This window comes from Paenibacillus sp. XP01 (genome assembly GCF_057364885.1).
In genome coordinates this window covers 4,263,561-4,280,814 of record NZ_CP139481.1, presented here as the reverse complement: position 1 = coordinate 4,280,814, position 17,254 = coordinate 4,263,561, and the positions used below count along the sequence as shown (strand labels likewise).

At 51.3% G+C, this 17,254-nt stretch carries 15 protein-coding genes and 1 other annotated feature; of the genes, 11 read left to right on the top strand and 4 right to left on the bottom strand.

From position 1 onward, the window contains the following. Nucleotides 1-127 precede the first annotated feature (127 nt). The 5 genes from SNR34_RS19235 to SNR34_RS19215 all read left to right on the top strand — a co-directional run bounded on the left by SNR34_RS19235 (nt 128) and on the right by SNR34_RS19215 (nt 8,324). Nucleotides 128-1,414 carry an alpha-L-fucosidase gene (locus tag SNR34_RS19235; RefSeq protein WP_486179962.1) on the top strand — a complete coding sequence of 429 codons (1,287 nt, stop codon included), beginning with the start codon at nt 128-130 and terminating at the stop codon, nt 1,412-1,414. 14 nt (nt 1,415-1,428) lie between these two features. After that, nucleotides 1,429-2,469, top strand: coding sequence for a carbohydrate-binding family 9-like protein (locus tag SNR34_RS19230; RefSeq protein ID WP_486179961.1), 1,041 nt, complete (start codon nt 1,429-1,431; stop codon nt 2,467-2,469). Then, a complete protein-coding gene (locus SNR34_RS19225) occupies nt 2,466-5,081 on the top strand; it encodes a transglutaminase-like domain-containing protein (RefSeq protein ID WP_486179960.1) in 2,616 nt (871 codons plus the stop codon). The genes SNR34_RS19230 and SNR34_RS19225 overlap by 4 nt, the downstream gene beginning before the upstream one ends. 28 nt (nt 5,082-5,109) lie before the next feature. Then, nucleotides 5,110-6,147, top strand: coding sequence for a glycoside hydrolase family 18 protein (locus SNR34_RS19220; protein WP_486179959.1), 1,038 nt, complete (start codon nt 5,110-5,112; stop codon nt 6,145-6,147). A gap of 51 nt (nt 6,148-6,198) precedes the next feature. Beyond that, nucleotides 6,199-6,467 (top strand) — a binding site (T-box leader). 240 nt (nt 6,468-6,707) lie between these two features. Continuing rightward, nucleotides 6,708-8,324: a glutamine--tRNA ligase/YqeY domain fusion protein gene (locus tag SNR34_RS19215; RefSeq protein WP_486182489.1), complete on the top strand. Its 1,617-nt coding sequence runs from the start codon at nt 6,708-6,710 to the stop codon at nt 8,322-8,324. A gap of 96 nt (nt 8,325-8,420) precedes the next feature. Here SNR34_RS19215 and SNR34_RS19210 read toward each other — a convergent pair whose 3' ends face one another. The 4 genes from SNR34_RS19210 to SNR34_RS19195 form a co-directional block, all read right to left on the bottom strand. Next, entirely contained in the window at nt 8,421-8,702 is a 282-nt protein-coding gene (locus tag SNR34_RS19210) for a YxcD family protein (RefSeq protein WP_236412123.1), read from the bottom strand. Nucleotides 8,703-8,707: 5 nt separating this feature from the next. Continuing rightward, nucleotides 8,708-9,202: a hypothetical protein gene (locus tag SNR34_RS19205; protein WP_236412125.1), complete on the bottom strand. Its 495-nt coding sequence runs from the start codon at nt 9,200-9,202 to the stop codon at nt 8,708-8,710. Between the two features lie 105 nt (nt 9,203-9,307). Next, complete coding sequence (locus SNR34_RS19200; RefSeq protein WP_236412127.1) at nt 9,308-9,871, bottom strand: PadR family transcriptional regulator; 564 nt, start codon at nt 9,869-9,871, stop codon at nt 9,308-9,310. A gap of 189 nt (nt 9,872-10,060) precedes the next feature. Further along, nucleotides 10,061-10,627, bottom strand: a complete 567-nt coding sequence (locus tag SNR34_RS19195) for a beta-class carbonic anhydrase (RefSeq protein ID WP_486179958.1) — start codon at nt 10,625-10,627, stop codon at nt 10,061-10,063. Between the two features lie 246 nt (nt 10,628-10,873). Here SNR34_RS19195 and SNR34_RS19190 point away from each other — a divergent pair, with 246 nt between their 5' ends. The 6 genes from SNR34_RS19190 (at nt 10,874) to SNR34_RS19165 (ending at nt 17,166) form a co-directional block, all read left to right on the top strand. Continuing rightward, nucleotides 10,874-12,388 (top strand): carboxypeptidase M32, encoded by a 1,515-nt coding sequence (locus tag SNR34_RS19190; protein ID WP_486179957.1) that lies wholly within the window; start codon nt 10,874-10,876, stop codon nt 12,386-12,388. Between the two features lie 192 nt (nt 12,389-12,580). Further along, nucleotides 12,581-13,585 (top strand): ABC transporter substrate-binding protein, encoded by a 1,005-nt coding sequence (locus SNR34_RS19185; RefSeq protein WP_236412133.1) that lies wholly within the window; start codon nt 12,581-12,583, stop codon nt 13,583-13,585. Between the two features lie 48 nt (nt 13,586-13,633). After that, the gene (locus SNR34_RS19180; RefSeq protein ID WP_486179956.1) at nt 13,634-14,410 is read left to right on the top strand and encodes an ABC transporter ATP-binding protein; all 777 of its coding nucleotides are present in this window, start codon (nt 13,634-13,636) and stop codon (nt 14,408-14,410) included. A 38-nt stretch (nt 14,411-14,448) separates the two neighbouring features. Next, entirely contained in the window at nt 14,449-15,240 is a 792-nt protein-coding gene (locus SNR34_RS19175) for an ABC transporter permease (protein ID WP_445259804.1), read from the top strand. A gap of 312 nt (nt 15,241-15,552) precedes the next feature. Continuing rightward, entirely contained in the window at nt 15,553-16,530 is a 978-nt protein-coding gene (locus SNR34_RS19170; RefSeq protein WP_236412138.1) for an aromatic acid exporter family protein, read from the top strand. 75 nt (nt 16,531-16,605) lie between these two features. After that, nucleotides 16,606-17,166: an outer spore coat protein CotE gene (locus tag SNR34_RS19165; protein ID WP_236412140.1), complete on the top strand. Its 561-nt coding sequence runs from the start codon at nt 16,606-16,608 to the stop codon at nt 17,164-17,166. The last annotated feature ends 88 nt before the right edge of the window (nt 17,167-17,254 follow it).

The following is a 17,254-nucleotide window of genomic DNA, read 5'->3' as shown; positions in this document are numbered from 1 at the left end:
TCTTGATTAAGGCGAACGCTTCGCTTCTCCAGATTGGTTCTGCCTCTCCGTTAACGTGTGTATGTTTTTTGCGGTTTATATATTCAGCCAAATATAAATTTTACAAAAGTGAAGGGCAGTGATCGTCGTGCAGAAATGGTTTGAGGATGCGAAATTAGGAATATTCATTCATTACGGCATTTATGCGGTGGACGGCGTGGCGGAGTCATGGTCGTTTTACAATGGGCGCATGTCATACGAGGATTATATGAAGCAGCTGGACGGTTTCACCGCTTCCAAGTTTGATGCAGATGCATGGGCCGACTTGATCGAGAAATCGGGCGCCAAATATGCGGTGCTGACGACGAAGCACCATGATGGCGTGGCTCTGTGGGATACGAAGCACAGCCATTTGAACACCGTGAAGAAGACGCCCGCCGCGCGGGATATTGTCAAGCAATACGCGGATGCAATCACCGAAAGAGGGTTGCGGCTCGGGTTTTACTTTTCCCTGATCGACTGGTCCCACCCGGATTATCCGAGTGTATATGAAGGCGGGAACGTGCCCGAAGATCCTGCTTCGGCCAATCGCTTCTCCAGCCCCGTAGACGGCATCCAGGATGAATCCAGATGGGAGAAGTTTCTCGAGTTTAACAACGGGCAGCTGGCAGAACTGCTTACCGGATACGGCAAGGTAGACCTGCTGTGGTTCGACGGGGATTGGGAACGCAGCGCGGAGCAATGGAATTTGCCTCATTTCAAGCATTATTTGAAATCGTTCCAGCCGGAAATCATCATCAATTCGCGTTTACAAGGGCATGGGGATTACAAGACGCCGGAGCAAGGCCTTCCGATTACCCGTCCAGAGGGGCCGTGGGAATTTTGCACAACGATCAACGGTTCATGGGGGTATGTTCCTGCGGATGAGCATTACAAATCGCTGCATCAGATCGTGCGCATGTTCTGCGACTGTATCTCGATGGGCGGCAATATGCTGCTCGATATCGGACCGAAGGAAGACGGCACGATCGATGGGAGACAAGAGGCGATTCTGCTTGGATTGGGCAGTTGGATCAGAGCGCACGAAGAAGCCGTCTATGGGACAAAGGAGGGGGTCATGAGCCGATATTACGGAGATGGCAGCACGCTCTCGGCAGATGAGAAGACACTGTATCTCTTTGTGCATGGGGATCCGAAGGAAAGCATCTGCATGAAAGGGTTGTGCAATGAGATCCAAAAGGTATCGGTGCTTCACTCCGGCAAGCCACTGACCTATGACATCCACGGAGGGGTTCCCTGGTTCCAAATTCCCGGCACAACCTGGATTCATCTGACTCGCGAAGATACCCATGAGCTGACAACGGTAATCAAGCTGGAGTTTGCCGAAAAAGTCAACATGTATGGCGGCTCGGGAGCCGTCGTTACACATCACTGAATGGAGGGAACGAAATGACGTTAAGTGGTGTACCTGTTCCGCAAATAGACGTTTATCAGCCAAAGCACTATTTTTGCCGCCGCGCGGAAGGTGAGCTGGAGCTTGACGGGAAGCTGGATAAACCTTTCTGGGATCGGGCGGGGTGGACGGAGAAGTTTGTCGACATTGAAGGAGACCTGCGGCCGGCTCCCGCAAAGGATACGCGGGTCAAAATGCTGTGGGACGATGAACATTTTTATTTCGGCGCAGAGCTGTGGGAGGATCAAATCTGGGCGACGCTGACCAAGCGCGATTCCGTCATTTTTTATGACAACGATTTTGAAATTTTCATCGATCCGGACGGGGATAGCCACGGATATTACGAATTCGAGATCAATGCGCTGAACACGGTATGGGATTTGCTTCTGATCAAACCTTACAGGGATGGGGGTCCTCCGCTGGACAGCTGGGATATGAAAGGGTTGAAGACCGCCGTGAACATTGACGGCGAACTCAATCAGCCGGGTGCCAATAACCGTAAATGGTCTGTGGAGATCGCGATACCCTGGACCAGCTTGAAAGAGTGTGCCAAGGAACATCGTGCCCCGGTACCCGGCGAATTCTGGAGAGTGAACTTCTCGCGGGTGGAATGGCAGGCTGAAGTGGTGGATGGAACGTATCAAAAAGTGATCGATCCCGGCACGGGGAAGCCTTATCCTGAGGATAACTGGGTGTGGTCGCCGATGGGGCTGGTCAACATGCATTATCCTGAGCTGTGGGGATATGTCGTGTTTACGGATGAACAGGAGGAATTAAACCATTTTTCCATTCCGGAGGATGAGCAGATCAAGTGGGAGCTGCGGAAGCTTTATTATTTGCAGCGTAACTACAGAGAAAAGGAAGGTACGTTTGCTCAGGACTTGTCATTGTTGGATGGGTCACCTGATCTGGACATTACTACGGAAGTCGTTGCCGCGGACCGCTTGTTTCAAATTTCAGCGGCAACGGCGGATGGGAACGGGAAATGGATCATCAGGGAAGACGGTAAACTATGGAAGGAGGGGAATGCGAGATGAGTGTGCGAACGTCGGTTTTTTCCCTTTCCCCCGAAGAGATGAATCGGATTGAAGATAAGCTGCGGTTAAAAAGGGAGCTAGTCGGGTCAAGGCTGAATGAAATGTTTGCCGTATTCCAAGAAACGTTGTCTCCGGAAGAGGAATGGGCGCTCAAATATCTGTATGCATACAGCCCGCTTCAGGATTTAGCCGATGTCCCTGGTGCATTACTTCTCAGTCATGTCAGGGCCGCGCTGAAGATTCGGCATGAGGTGCCTTGGGGAGAACAGGTTCCGGATGATTTATTCCTGTACTTTGTGTTGCCATGCAGGGTAAATACAGAAAACATCGAAGACTGGCGAGCTGCCTTTTACGCAGAACTGGCGGGCCGCATCCACGGTCTGTCCATGGCCGATGCCATCCTGGAGGCTAATTACTGGTGCCACGAAAAAGCGGTCTATACCGGAAGCGATCTGCGCACCGTTTCTCCGCTCACGATGATTCGGAGCGCAAGGGGAAGATGCGGCGAGGAATCGACGCTTGCCGTGGCTGCCCTTAGAAGCATCGGCATTCCTGCTCGCCAAGTCTACACGCCTCGTTGGGCGCATTGCGACGATAACCATGCTTGGGTGGAAGCGTGGGCGGATGGAAGGTGGCATTACATCGGGGCGTGCGAGCCGGAAGCGAGGTTGAACCAAGGTTGGTTTACGCCGCCTGCCCGCCGCTCGATGCTGATGAACACAAGAGTGCTGGGAAACTATCAGGGTCCGGATGACATCACTCTTGCCGAAGACGGGTTTACCGAACTGAACCTGCTGGAGAACTACGCGCCTGCCAAAACGATCACCGTAGCGGTTAGAGATCAAGACGGCGGGATGATCGAAGGTGCTGCCGTCCGCTTCGAATTGTATAACATGGCCGAATTCTACCCCATTGCAGAGCTGATGACGGATGGGGAAGGGCAGGTCGGCTTTAAGACAGGATTTGGCGATTTGCTCATCAGGGCCGTGTATCGTGGACGGTGGCAGGAGCGCAAGGTCAGCATTGGCAAATTGGACTCATTGGAGCTTGTTTTGGACCTGAACAGCGAACCTGTTCAGGAACGGGGCGTCGTTGATTTGGATATGGTTCCTCCACCCGAGACGGAAGGCGACGAACTGCCGGCAGTGACGGATGCAGCCGAGTCCTTGCATCAACGTCGATTGCAGAACGGGGACGCTGTTCGCGCATTGTTCGAAGGCACATTTGTGACGGAGTCGGAGAGCCATCGTTTAGCTCGGCAACTTGGCCTTTCTGAAGCACGGGTGTGGGATATCTTGCAAAAGGCGCGTGGAAACGGGCATGAAATAGCCGGATTTCTTCGGGAGAGCTCGCCCGAGCATGGGGAGTGGCCGCTGCTGTTGTTGGAATCGCTGAATAGCAAGGATTTGATCGACACATTTCGTCCTGTCCTGAATGAACATTTGAATGAATCGCTGCCTCTTCGCGGCATGCTGCCGGATCATTTGTTCATTCCTTATGTCCTGTGCCCGCGCGTTTCCTATGAAATGCTTGGCTTGTACCGAAGAGAATTCCGTGATTCCTTCAAAGCGGATGAGTGTGGTTCCATGGTGAAGGACCCGGCGCTTCTTGCCGCTGTATTGAAAAGGAATTATGTTTATGTTGAAAATTTGCCGAATCTAAAAGGCAAGGGAACAGCTGTGGGCACCTATCGGCTGATGGCCGGAGATGAAGAGGCGCTGGCGATTTTGTTTGTTTCCATGTGCCGCAGCTTGGGCATACCCGCTCGCCTGCATCCCCTGGAACGCAAACCTCAATACTGGAAACAGGGGGCATGGATGAGTGCAGATTTTGGAGATCAGGAAGATGCGGAGCAGGGCAGCGGTTTTATTCAACTCAAACGGATGGAAACGGCGCTGGCGACGCCAAAAGCATCTTATTATGAAAATGTCACGATTGCACGTCTTGTTGAAGGGAAATACGTAACGCTGCATTTGCCGCATGGAGAAACGAATCTGTTCGCGGCTCCGCTGGAGGTCGAGCAAGGATCTTATCGCATGACGACAGGCGTACGTTTGAAAAACGGCACGGTTAGCGTGAAGTTGACGTACTTCGAGGTGCAGGCGGGGGAAGAAACCCATGTTGACGTAAACTTCCGGAGTGCGGAGGAGGACCTTCCCGTTCTTGGCGCGGTAGATCAACAAATGGAGCTGCGTTGGCAGGACGGAACCGTAACCCGACTCAATGACCAAAGTTCTGGCCTGACTTCAGGCGCACTGCTGGCCTGGATCGAACCAGGAAGGGAACCGACCATGCATTTGTTGAAAGAGCTGGCCGATTCGAACCAAGCGTTGGCAGAAGGCGGTCTCCCGATCGTGCTGATTACACCTTCCTTGGGTACGATCAGTCCTTTTAGCGCAGATCCGTTGAAGCAGCTCCCGGCACAGGTTCGATTCGCAGAAATGAACAAAGGCGCAATACCCGAAGTGCTGTGCAGTCCAATCGCGTTAGAGTCGGGATTCCCTCACCTTGCGGTGCTGGATCAACAATACCGCATTCGGTATGTTTCTTACGGTTATCGCATCGGAGCCGTGAAGGAAGCTGTTCGTGTCGGCGTTATGCTCGCGAAGTGACCTAGTGTGATCAAGGGAGAGGTGACATATGAGCCGAAAATGGATCATCGGATACGTCGGTCATCGTGATCTGAAGAGCGTGACAGAGGCCGATCTGAAACGAATGACGCACATCAATATCGCTTTTGCCGGTATTCGGGAGGGAGCCATTCACACCGAGCATTTGCAAAACATGGATCAAGTTTCCGTGATCAAGAGGACCCATCCGGATTTGCGCTTTATTTTGTCCGTTGGAGGCTGGAGCTCCGGCGGTTTTTCGGAGGCAGCGGCGATGGCAGAGGGCAGGAATAGAATCGCCGAATCTGCTGTGCTAGCCGTAACCACTTATGGACTTGATGGCATTGATTTGGATTGGGAATACCCATGTTATGGAGAGGCCGGGATTGCGGCATCCGCAAGTGACAAGCCGAACTTCACGATGCTGCTGAAAACCATCAGGGAAGCGTTGACGCGGCAGGGTGAGTTGGACGGGAAGTATTATATGCTGACCATTGCAGCGGGAGCGGACCAATACTACGTGGATGGAACGGAAATGGATCAGGTGCAAAGGTACGTCGATTACGTGCAGCTGATGACCTATGACATGCGGGGCGGCTTTCAGGTATTAACGGGACATCATACAAATCTCTTTACGCCAACAGGGGATTTGTTCCGCATCAGCGTTGATGCTTCGGTCCAAACGTTTCACAGGGCAGGTGTGCCCAAGGACAAGATCATCATCGGTGCCGCGTTCTATTCCCGCATGTGGAAGGGCGTGCCCGACCGGAACGATGGATTGCATCAAATGGCAGAAACGACCGGCGGTTACGGTCCGGAGTATACGGAGTTAAACGCCAATTACATTGGGTTGAACGGGTATACCAGGCATTGGGATGATGAAGCAAAGGCGCCGTATCTCTTTAATGGACACACGTTTATTTCTTATGACGATCCTGACTCCATCCGAGCCAAATGCCGATATGTACATGATCATGAATTGGGCGGCATTATGTTTTGGGAATATAAATGTGACAAGACACATCAATTGCTCGAAACGATGGATCATGAATTTGACAGCCAATCGTAAACGAAAAGGGTTTGACTTTCATTTTGGCTTTGATTACAATGATGGGAAATATTGAACGTGATGACGAGAAGAGTAGATGCTAATTTTTTTATACAGAGAGCCCTGATGCTGAGAATGGGTGAAAAAACAGCATTGAAGCAAGCCTCCGAACGGTCCGCCGGAACAAAACGTGCAGCGTCAGGGATGGTGGAACGGGTGCTCCCGATATAGAGCACAGGGTTCAGTACGGTTCGCAGTATGAACGGAAATGGACTTGATGAGACTGGAATGGCGACATTTCGGTGAACCTGGGGTGGCACCACGAGAACTTCGTCCCCAAGACATATCGTCTTGGGAGGTGAAGTTCTTTTTTTGTTGATCATTTACGTGGTTGATCATAACAGGGGAGGCATTCGAGCATGGAAGCAGGTTTCGACAAACCGAAAAAGGAAACAGAACATGATTTGAATAGGGAATTCGTGATGGCGAGACGTGAAAATAAACAATCCCGGCAAGACGAGGACGAACGCAGCTCCACCCAAGGTGGGAGTTACCTGGAGAACCTCATCCGGGAAGATGTGATGGCTGGCCGTTTTCAACGTCCGATCTGTACCCGCTTTCCACCCGAACCGAACGGGCACCTTCATATCGGCAGTGCCTACGCCATTCACATCAATTACACGACAGCTCAAACATTCGAGGGTACCTTTCATTTAAGGTTCGACGACACGAATCCATTGAAAGAGGACATCTCTTACGTTGAGTCCATTCTCAAAGATATGGAATGGCTTGGTTACAGCCCTGGGGGGCACGTATATTATGGGTCTGATTATTCCGACCGAATCTATGCCGCAGCAGTTGAACTGATTCAACAAGGCAAAGCGTATGTGTGTCATCTTTCTCCGGAGGAATTGGCAGCTAGCAGGGGAACGTTAACCGAACCAGGAACCGACAGTCCCTATCGCAATCGAACCCCAGAGGAAAATTTGCGCTTGTTTCAGGAGATGCGAAATGGAATCCATCCGGACGGATCTTGTGTACTTCGTGCAAAAATCGACATGGCTTCTCCGAACATGAATCTTCGTGATCCGGTGCTGTACAGGATCATTCATGCCCCGCATTACCGGACAGGAAATGTTTGGTGCATCTATCCAATGTATGATTTCGCTCATCCTATTCAAGACATGATTGAAGGCATTACACATTCCCTCTGTTCCATTGAATTCAAAGACCATCGTGCACTGTATGATTGGGTGCTGGCCGAATTGGGGATCTTGGAACCGCCCAGGCAGTGGGAGTTTGGACGCGTCAATATCGCCGGTGCGGTGACCGGCAAGCGTTACCTGCGGAAAATGGTTGAATCCGGCTGGGTAGATGGCTGGGACGATCCCCGGCTGCCAACGATTTCCGGCCTGAGACGCAGGGGATACACTCCCGAGAGCATTAGAGAATTCATCGGTGGCATTGGACTCGCAAGACAGCAAACAACGGTGGATATATCCTTGTTGGACCATGTGCTCCGTCAGGAGCTTAAACCGAATGTTCCGGCGATCATGGCAGTTGTTCATCCCCTAAAGGTGATACTCATGAATTACCCGAATGAAGGTGAAGAGATGCTGCCTATTGAAAACAACCCGTTGACCGCTGATCTGGGTGTGCGCGAGGTAGCCTTTTCAAGGGAGTTATACATTGACCGCGACGATTTCATGGAAGTTCCTGCGAAGGGGTTTCATCGTTTGGCGCCAGGTGCAGAAGTGCGGCTCAAGGGTGCATATTTCATTCGCTGCGAGGAGGTTATCAAAGATCCGCGATCCGGCGAAATCATTGAACTGCATTGCACCTACGATCCCCGAACGAAGAGTGGCAGCGGCTTCAAAGAGCGTAAAGTCAAAGGAACCATTCATTGGGTATCGGCCAAGCATGCTGTAACATGTGAACTGCGGCTGTACGATCAACTGCTGATTCCAGGAGTGAATTTGGACGATATTGGTGGGAATGAGAGGTTGGGGATGAATCCCGATTCTTTGCACATTGTTAAACAAGCAGTGGTTGAGTCTTATGTGCAGCAATCGAATCCGGGAGAACGATTCCAGTTCATTCGCCATGGCTATTTTATCCTTGACTCGATGAATGAGTCTTCAGGTGAACAGTTCGTCTTCAATCGGATTGTTTCGCTAAAGGACGGATGGAAGCGATAGAACACTCTTGCGAGCGAAGAAATTAAAAAAACTAAAAAACCGTCTCCAGCCAAATGTCATAAACATTGGGAGACGGTTGGTTGTATGCGATGCAAGCTAGTGCTGATTCACAATCGCTGTAATCTCTTCATCCAGATCCAGACGCACATCTTCACGGTATGCCCGAATATTGTATTCGCTGTGAAGATAGCGCAGGATCGCTTCGATCATGTTGGACTCCACCAGGTATTGGCTGCGACCGGCAACCCATACTTCTGCGGTGTAGCCTGTATCTTCTTCCCAGCTCAGCTCAACGTTGACGTCTGTTGGACGTACGCCCTTGCGCTCGGCGGTATGAATGCAAATAGCGTTGACGATTTCATCCATGCTCAGAATCATACGGATTAATACCGTCCGTTTCTGTTGCGATCATCGTCACGATCGTCGCGGCTGTCATAGCGGCCGTGAGTTGCCGGTTTGCGGCGATTGGCAATCGCTCTGAAGAGGGCCATAGCCAGCATGACGATCGCTACGATGGCAATGACGTTAACCAACAGTCCGAGGATGTTGCCAAGGAAGCCCATGCCGCCGAACAGTCCGCCGAACAGCATACCAGCCAGGCCACCCAGCATCATGCCTTTCATGAAACCGCCGCCACCGCCGAAGAATCCGCCACGGTTCGTTGTTGAAGCGCCTGTAGTTGAATTGTTATTGGAATTGGATTGGCTCACGTTGTTGTCGGATTTTTTCGGTGTATTGGTATAGCTTTTTGTCCCCGATTTGAAACCGCCGCGTTTGGCGTCGGCGTAGTCTGGAGCGAAAGCAGAGACTGTACCGAACAACAGTGTGAACGCCATGAAAACCATCATGAGATGTTTGATGCCGAATTTGTTTTTCATTGGTAAGATCGTAACCCCCTGATTAAAGTGTTTGATGTGCTGCCCGATTGGGCCTTACTGCGTTAATACGAATGAATCTGAAGAGAAGTTTCAAATTTTTTTAAATTAATTTTGCGCAATGCTTGGTGTGGAATGAATGGCTTTTTGTCCGTCAAGCAGCTGAGTCACCCATTTGCACCATTCCAGTCCGGTTTGGGCATTCATCAGGCCTTTCTGAACCAGAATGTAACTGCCGAACTCGCGGCTGCCTACGCGCAGATTATCGTGAGGAATGCGGGATTTCAGCTCTTCATAATAACGGATTCGTTCCAAAAACCAATTTTTTCTTTCATTCAGGATCCGTCTCATACTGCCATCTTCCGCGATTCCTACGCATAGGATGCGCAAATTGAATTCGTCCCTCGTGACGGGAGCGGTTACAGGGGTGATCATCCACTCAAGCAGCTTTTCGATCCCTTGGTCCGTAACGGCATACATTTTTTTGTCTGGCTTGTCGGATTGCTGAACCCAGCGGGACGATAACAAACCTTCGTTTTCCATTTTGGATAGGAGAGGGTAGATCTGGCTGTGTTTGGCTTGCCAATGTGGCTGAATTTTCAGCATCAAATCATAACCTGACGACTCCTCGCGGGTAAGAAGCCCGAGCAATCCGTAGGAAAGTATGTTCATGCACATGTCTCCTTAATATTAGGGCTCGGTCAATGAAAATCACGCCAATGGCGTAGAGCTGACCGCTTTCATAAAAGTGTACACTGAAACTGTATGGTTTGACAACCTGACAGACCAAGTGTCTAAAATTAGACAAAAAAAAGAGTGCGGAGAACGGCTCCGCACCCAAAGCGATATAAAGAGAGATGCCTATTGTTGTTCATACCCTTCAACGACAAGATCAAGCTTGCCTGTGTAGGAATCGATAATCATGCCGTGAACAGGTACGCCCGGTGGAAGCAGGGGATGATTCTTGATGACTCCCACAGTATGTTTTACCCCGTCCTCAACGCTGTCAAACCCGCGCAGCCATTTGGTCAGGCGAATTCCGGAGTTTTCGAGGGTGCTCATGACTTCCTCGGATACACCGCGCTCTATCATATGGCCGATCATCGTGTCTGCATGCAAGGATGCCATGCCGCACTCGGTATGACCGACAACGACAACCTCGTCCGCGCCGAGCTCGTAGATGGCAACGAGCACGCTGCGCATTACGGAACCGAAAGGCTGGGAGATGATTGCACCCGCGTTTTTAATGATTTTGACTTCGCCGTTTTTCAGGTTCATTGCTTTCGGCAGCATTTCCACCAGACGAGTGTCCATACATGTGATGATAGCCATTTTTTTGGTCGGGAACTTACCGGCCGTATACTTTTCGTATTCTTTGGTCTCGACAAATGTTTTGTTGTACTCCAAAATCTCTTGAATGTTGTTCATGTCCATTGCCTCCTGTTATCCAATACGATGAGCACGGCCGCTTGCATAATTCGCAGCTTGTCCTACGCTCTTAAGCTTATCATGGTTTGCCCATGACCCATCATGATGATTCCTACATCTCTTGCACTGGTATTCCGCCCAACAAGGGCATATTAAAAATTGCATCTGTTAAAAGTTGATTATACGCATTGCAAAAAGTATCATCAATAGGGGATGCAAATATTTTTGGAGAGGTGACGGCCCATTATGGACGAAAATACACAGAAACAGCTGGATTCATTCCATGAATTGGTTCGCAAAATTAAAAGTTATCACGAGGCGATCGGCCTGCTGCATTGGGATCTGCGCACGGGTGCGCCCAAAAAAGGCGTTCCGACCCGATCCGAAACGATTGGCATGTTATCCACCGAAGCATTCAAATTGCAAACTTCTGCAGAGATGAAATCCCTGCTCGACGCGTTGACTCATAAAGACGCATGGGAAAAGCTCGAGGACATAGACCGCCGCATGGTTGAGGACTGCAAAAAGGAATATGAACGAAGCCAGTCCGTGCCGCCGGAAAAGGTACAGGCTTATGCCGTACTTGCCGCCAAGTCGGAAACCGCTTGGGAAGATGCCAAACATAATAGCGATTTTGCGGGTTTTGCGCCCTATTTGACAGACATCGTGAAGATGAAACAGGAGTTCATCGACTATTGGGGCGTAAAGGCCACGCGTTACGATACGCTGCTGGATATGTACGAGCCGGACCTTACGGTGGAAAAGGTAGATGCCGTATTTGATCGGCTGAAGGCACGTCTTGTGCCGCTGCAGGAGAAAATCAACGCTTCGCCGAACCAACCCAAAACCGATTTCCTGGACCAGTTGTTCGACAAGGAGCAGCAAGAAAAATTCAGCCTCTTTATTCTGGGTCAAATGGGGTACGACTTTGAAGCAGGCAGACTGGACGAAAGCGTTCATCCGTTCGCAACCGGACTTAATCCCGGGGACGTTCGCATCACGACGAACTATTTGCAGGACGACGTGACAAGCGCCATTTTCAGTTCCTTGCATGAAGGCGGACACGCACTTTACGAGCAAAACATTGATGCAAGCCTGGAAGGCACGCTGCTCGCGGAAGGCACCTCGATGGGCATTCATGAATCGCAGTCCCGTCTATGGGAAAATATGATCGGCCGCAGCCGTGCGTTCTGGACGCGTTATTACAAAGATTTGCAGCAGCATTTCCCTCAGCTGGCCGAGGTGGAGCTGGAAGATTTCTATCGTGCGATCAATCGGGTGGAAAGCTCGCTGATTCGCATTGAAGCGGATGAATTGACCTACAATCTGCACATCATCATTCGTTATGAAATCGAGAAAATGCTGTTTAACGAGGGGCTTTCTATGCAGGACCTGCCCGAAACATGGAACGCCAAATACGAGGAGTATCTCGGCATCGTTCCGCCGAACGACGGTCTGGGCGTCCTTCAGGATGTTCACTGGTCGGGCGGCGATTTCGGATATTTTGCTTCCTATTCGCTGGGCAACATGTATGCCGCCCAAATCGTACATACCCTCCGCAAAGAGCTCCCCGAATTCGATGAACTGGTGGCCGCAGGCAACCTGATTCCGATCAAGGAATGGCTCACGGACAAAATCTACCGTTACGGCAGAAGCCGCAAACCTTCGGAGTTGATTCTCGCCATTACGGGCGAGGAGCTGAACCCGGACTATCTGGCCGATTATCTGGAAGCGAAATACACGGAAATTTACAACCTGTAAGGACATTCGTCCATTCAAGGAAAAGCCTGACGTGAGAACATCTCATGTCAGGCTTTTTTTGTGCTACCGGTAGGCGATGAACACCGGTGGCGGAATCCCTTCTTTTGCCGTACCCGAGTTCTTAACATTTTGATGGGCGAGCGCATATTGATGGTAGAGAGAACAAACCGCACACGAAAAGGAGGGAAAAGCATGAAATATACGCCCTGGTTTATCCGGGCCATCGTCATATTGCTGATTATCATCGTGGCGCTGACAAGTTGCAGGCAAAACGGTAACGAAGCCAAAATCACGATCGGCGAGGTCACGCGTTCCGTGTTCTATGCCCCGCAATACGTCGCGGCAGCCCAAGGCTTTTTCGAAGAGCAGGGACTGGATGTGGAAATTCAGACGACGGCCGGCGGCGACAAAACGATGGCGGCGCTGCTTGCAGGATCGGTGGATATCGCGCTCGTTGGCGCCGAGACGTCCATCTACGTGTATCAACAAGGCGCAGAGGATCCGGTGATCAATTTCGCCCAGGTTACGCAGACGGACGGAACGTTCCTGTTTGCCAGGGATGCCGCAGGCAGCTTCGACTGGGAACAGTTGAAAGGATCCGAATTTCTGGGTCAACGCAAGGGCGGCATGCCGCAAATGGCAGGGGAGTTCGCGATGAACAAACACGGCATTAACCCGCATGCCGATCTGCATTTGATCCAGAACGTCGATTTCGCAAACATTGCCTCTGCATTTGCTTCAGGCACGGGAGATTTCGTGCAGCTGTTCGAGCCCCAGGCTTCGATCTTCGAGCAGGAAGGGCGCGGCAAGGTCGTTGCCTCCTTCGGAACGGAGAGCGGCCAATTGCCTTATACGGTGTTTATGACCAAAAAAAGCTACTTGAACGAAAAAAGCGATATGATCCAAAAATTCACAAACGGATTGCATCAAGCACAGTTGTGGGTCGAATCCCATTCAGCCGAAGAAATCGCCGAAGTCATTGCGCCATTTTTCAAGGACATCGATCCGGCCATTCTCGTCAGCAGCGTGGATCGATACAAGCAACAGGGAACATATGCTACCGATCCGATGATCGACGAAGGCGAATGGAATAACCTGCTTGACGTGATGAGCGCGGCAGGCGAGCTGAAAGAGCGGGTAGCGTTGGAAGCGATCGTGGACAATGCTTATGCCGAGTCGGCTTCGTCTTCCAAGTGATTCGGAGTTCGGGAAAGGAAGTGATTGCCGATGCCTGAATCCGAACCAATGATACGATTGCAAGGCGTTTCGCAAGTTTACGTGAGTGAGCGGGAAGCTTCCCTGGTCCTTGAAGATTTGAATCTTCAGGTCGAGCAGGGAGAATTCGTGAGCCTGGTCGGGCCAAGCGGTTGCGGCAAAACGACGCTGTTATCCATCATCGCAGGGCTATTGGTGCCTACTTCAGGGGAAGTAAACGTCAAAGGCAGGCTCGTAGACGGTCCCTCGGCGCATATTGGCTACATGCTGCAGCAGGATTATCTGTTTCCATGGCGCACGATTCTGGACAATGCTTTGATCGGGCTTGAATTAACGGGCCGGCTTGATGAGCGCAGCCGTGCGCGGACGCGCGAACTTTTGGCCGGCATGGGGCTTTCCGGCACGGAAAATCAATATCCCTCGGAACTGTCAGGCGGTATGAGGCAGCGCGTAGCCCTTGTTCGCACGCTGGCGACGGAACCCGGGCTGCTTTTATTGGATGAACCGTTCTCCGCGCTCGACTATCAAACGAAGCTGCAGCTGGAGGATCTGGTATCCGATACGTTGAAACAAACCGGCAAGACGTCAGTGCTCGTAACGCATGACCTGTCGGAAGCCATTGCCGTCAGCGACCGGGTCATCGTGCTGGACCGGAATCCCGGCCGAATTCGGCGGGAATTTGTCATCCCGGACGCCATCCGAAATGTCCAGCCTTTTTATGCAAGGGAACAGGAAGAATTCAACGAGCTTTTTCAAGCGTTGTGGAACGAATTGGATCAGTCCGGAGGAGGTGAGCAAAGCAGGTGAATCAGACCGAAGAGAAACCGCGGATCCGGGAAACATGGCTGCGAGAATTGCATCAAGGGCACCTGCGGCAGGTGTCGGCATGGCGCCGTAAAGTGCTTGCCGTACAACTGGCATTGCTGGTAGCCATGTTTGTATTGTGGGAATTGGCCGGGCGGCTGCGCTGGATTGACGTGCTGCTGTTCAGTTATCCGAGCAAAATATTCAGCCAGATCGGCAAAGATGCGGTCAGCGGAGAGTTGTGGACGCATCTGGCGGTTACCGTAGGTGAAACGGCAGTGGGTTTTTTACTGGGTACGCTTGTCGGAACCCTGCTTGCCGTGCTGATCTGGTGGTCCCCTTTTCTGTCCAAAGTGCTCGATCCGTACATGGTCGTGTTCAACAGCATGCCGAAGGTTGCGCTTGGTCCCATTTTTATCGTCATGTTTGGCGCGGGCTTTACGGCGATCGTAATGACGACTTTATCGATTACGGTGATCATTACCACCCTTGTTGTCTATAATAGTTTTAATGAAGTCGACGACAATTACATTAAAGTCATCCGTACTTTTGGAGGAAGCAGATCCGAAATTTTTGCCAAAGTGGTGCTTCCGGCTTCATATCCGGCGATCGTTTCCACCTTAAAGGTGAACGTGGGCATGGCGTGGGTGGGCGTCATCGTCGGAGAATTTTTGGTCGCCAAACAGGGGCTTGGGTATTTGATCATTTATGGTTTTCAAGTGTTCAATTTCACGCTGGTGCTTTCGAGCTTGCTCATCATTGCAGCGGTAGCTACCGCAATGTATCAGATGGTCGTATACGTAGAGCGCAAATTGCTGGCAGGACGCCAATGATATGTACCGAATTTCACAGAAGGTGTCACGTTGCCCGAAAACTTAAAATCAAGTACCATAACGATGACGAATATTCCGCGCAGTCCGGAATGGATGCGGCGATGGACAACGTGGCTTGAGCGCTTTCGCCGCATCAATCTTTTGCCAGCGTCCCTGTTCCGGGGCGCATTGTTGTGTTGCCGGCATGCTGTGCATGTCGGTTGACTCCGTTTATCTTGTTTCAAAAGAGCCGGAACGGATTCCGCCCGCCTGATTTAGGGGATGAAAGCTGGCCGGGACATATGTGCAGCTAAGAGGAGAGGACATTTAGAAATGGGTTTTAGGGTAATCAAAACCGCAATCGCAGCTCTGATGGCTGTTCTGATTGCGGACGGGTTCGGCTTGCCTGGACCAACTTCGGCAGGTTTGCTGGCCATACTTGGCGTTGACGTCACGCGCAAAAGGAGCATTCGGACCATTTCCGCGCGGTTCTTCGCGTCCGTGGTAGGGCTCCTGTTTGCAAGTGTACTTTTTCACGTATTAGGATTCCACTACTGGGTATTGGCCATTTACATATTAGCTGCCTTTCCGGTGATCGTCAGGGCCGGGTTCAAAGAAGGCATCGTCACGGGATCCGTCGTAGTGTTCCGCGTGTTCAGCGGCGGGGAAATGGATCTGCACGTCATCCTTGTCCAAATCGGGCTGCTCCTGATCGGTCTTGGTTCCGCGATGGTGGTCAACCTGGCCTACATGCCTGCGGCAGATCCGCAAATGCTCCGCATCCGCAAACGGATCGACGAGTTGTTTTCGATCATTTTCAAGGAGTTTGCCACGACGCTGCGCAATCCGAACGAGGTGTGGGCAGGCAAGGAACTGATCGAAGCGGACAAAGCGGTGCTTGGAGGCATAGAAGCGGCCAAGCGTTCGTTGGAAAACCAGGTGATTCATCCCAACGAGGGCTGGAGCGTATACTTTTATATGCGCAAAACGCAGCTGGATTCCATTCAGCATATGATGCATCTAGTCTCGCAAGTTTATCAGAAAATGCCGCATGCCGAGATGGTTGCCGAGCTGTTCGAACAGCTCAGCCAGGACGTGTTGACGGAATCCTATACCGGACGGACGGAAAAATTGTTGGCCGAAGTGCAAGAGGAATTTAGGAGGATGGAGCTGCCGGATACAAGGGAAGAATTCGAGATTCGTTCGGCCATTCTGCAATTGTGCCGCGAACTCGCGTTGTATCTGAAAATCGCGAAGAAAGACAAAGCGCCTTCGCCGATCGCCGACCGTGTCCACTCTACAAACGAATAATAGAAAATAGTTGTCACCCTAGACGGATGCCCTGCATACACTTGTAGTGAATGATTGCATGGAGGAGGTTTAGAGATGTCATTGAGTCATAAACATCAATGTAGAGAGATCATTACGAAAGCGATCTGCGGCAAGGGTCGTAAGTTCTCTACCGTAACACATACCGTGACTCCGCCAAATGGTCCGACAAGCATTTTGGGGGCTTGGATTATCAACCACCAGTATGAAGCCGTATCAGCGGGAGACGGAATTGAAGTTATTGGTACTTACGATATCAACATCTGGTATTCCTATGACCAGAACTCGCAGACAGATGTAGCCAAAGAGACGGTGTCCTATGTAGAACTTGTGCCATTGTCGTATCTGGATTCCAAACACCGGGCGTCCACGGTTGAGGTGTCTGCGGAGGCAACGCAGGAGCCTAGCTGTGTGGAGGCCGCGGTGTCGGCGGGGGGCGGCAGCGTCATCATCCGGGTGGAGCGGGAATTCGCTGTTGAATTGATCGCCGAAACCAAGGTGTGCGTGAAAGTGTGCACCGAGGGCTGCGGGGATTACGAAGACAAGGATTATGACTTCAACAGCGCCGATGGAGACTATGACGATCTCGATCCCGATTTGCTGGATGACGAACTGTAAGTTGGCCGAAGCCGCCGCGTGAGGGGATCACTCATTTTGAAGTTAATGTATCTTATGCGCCGCAAGCGGCAATGAGAGGGCGGAAGCC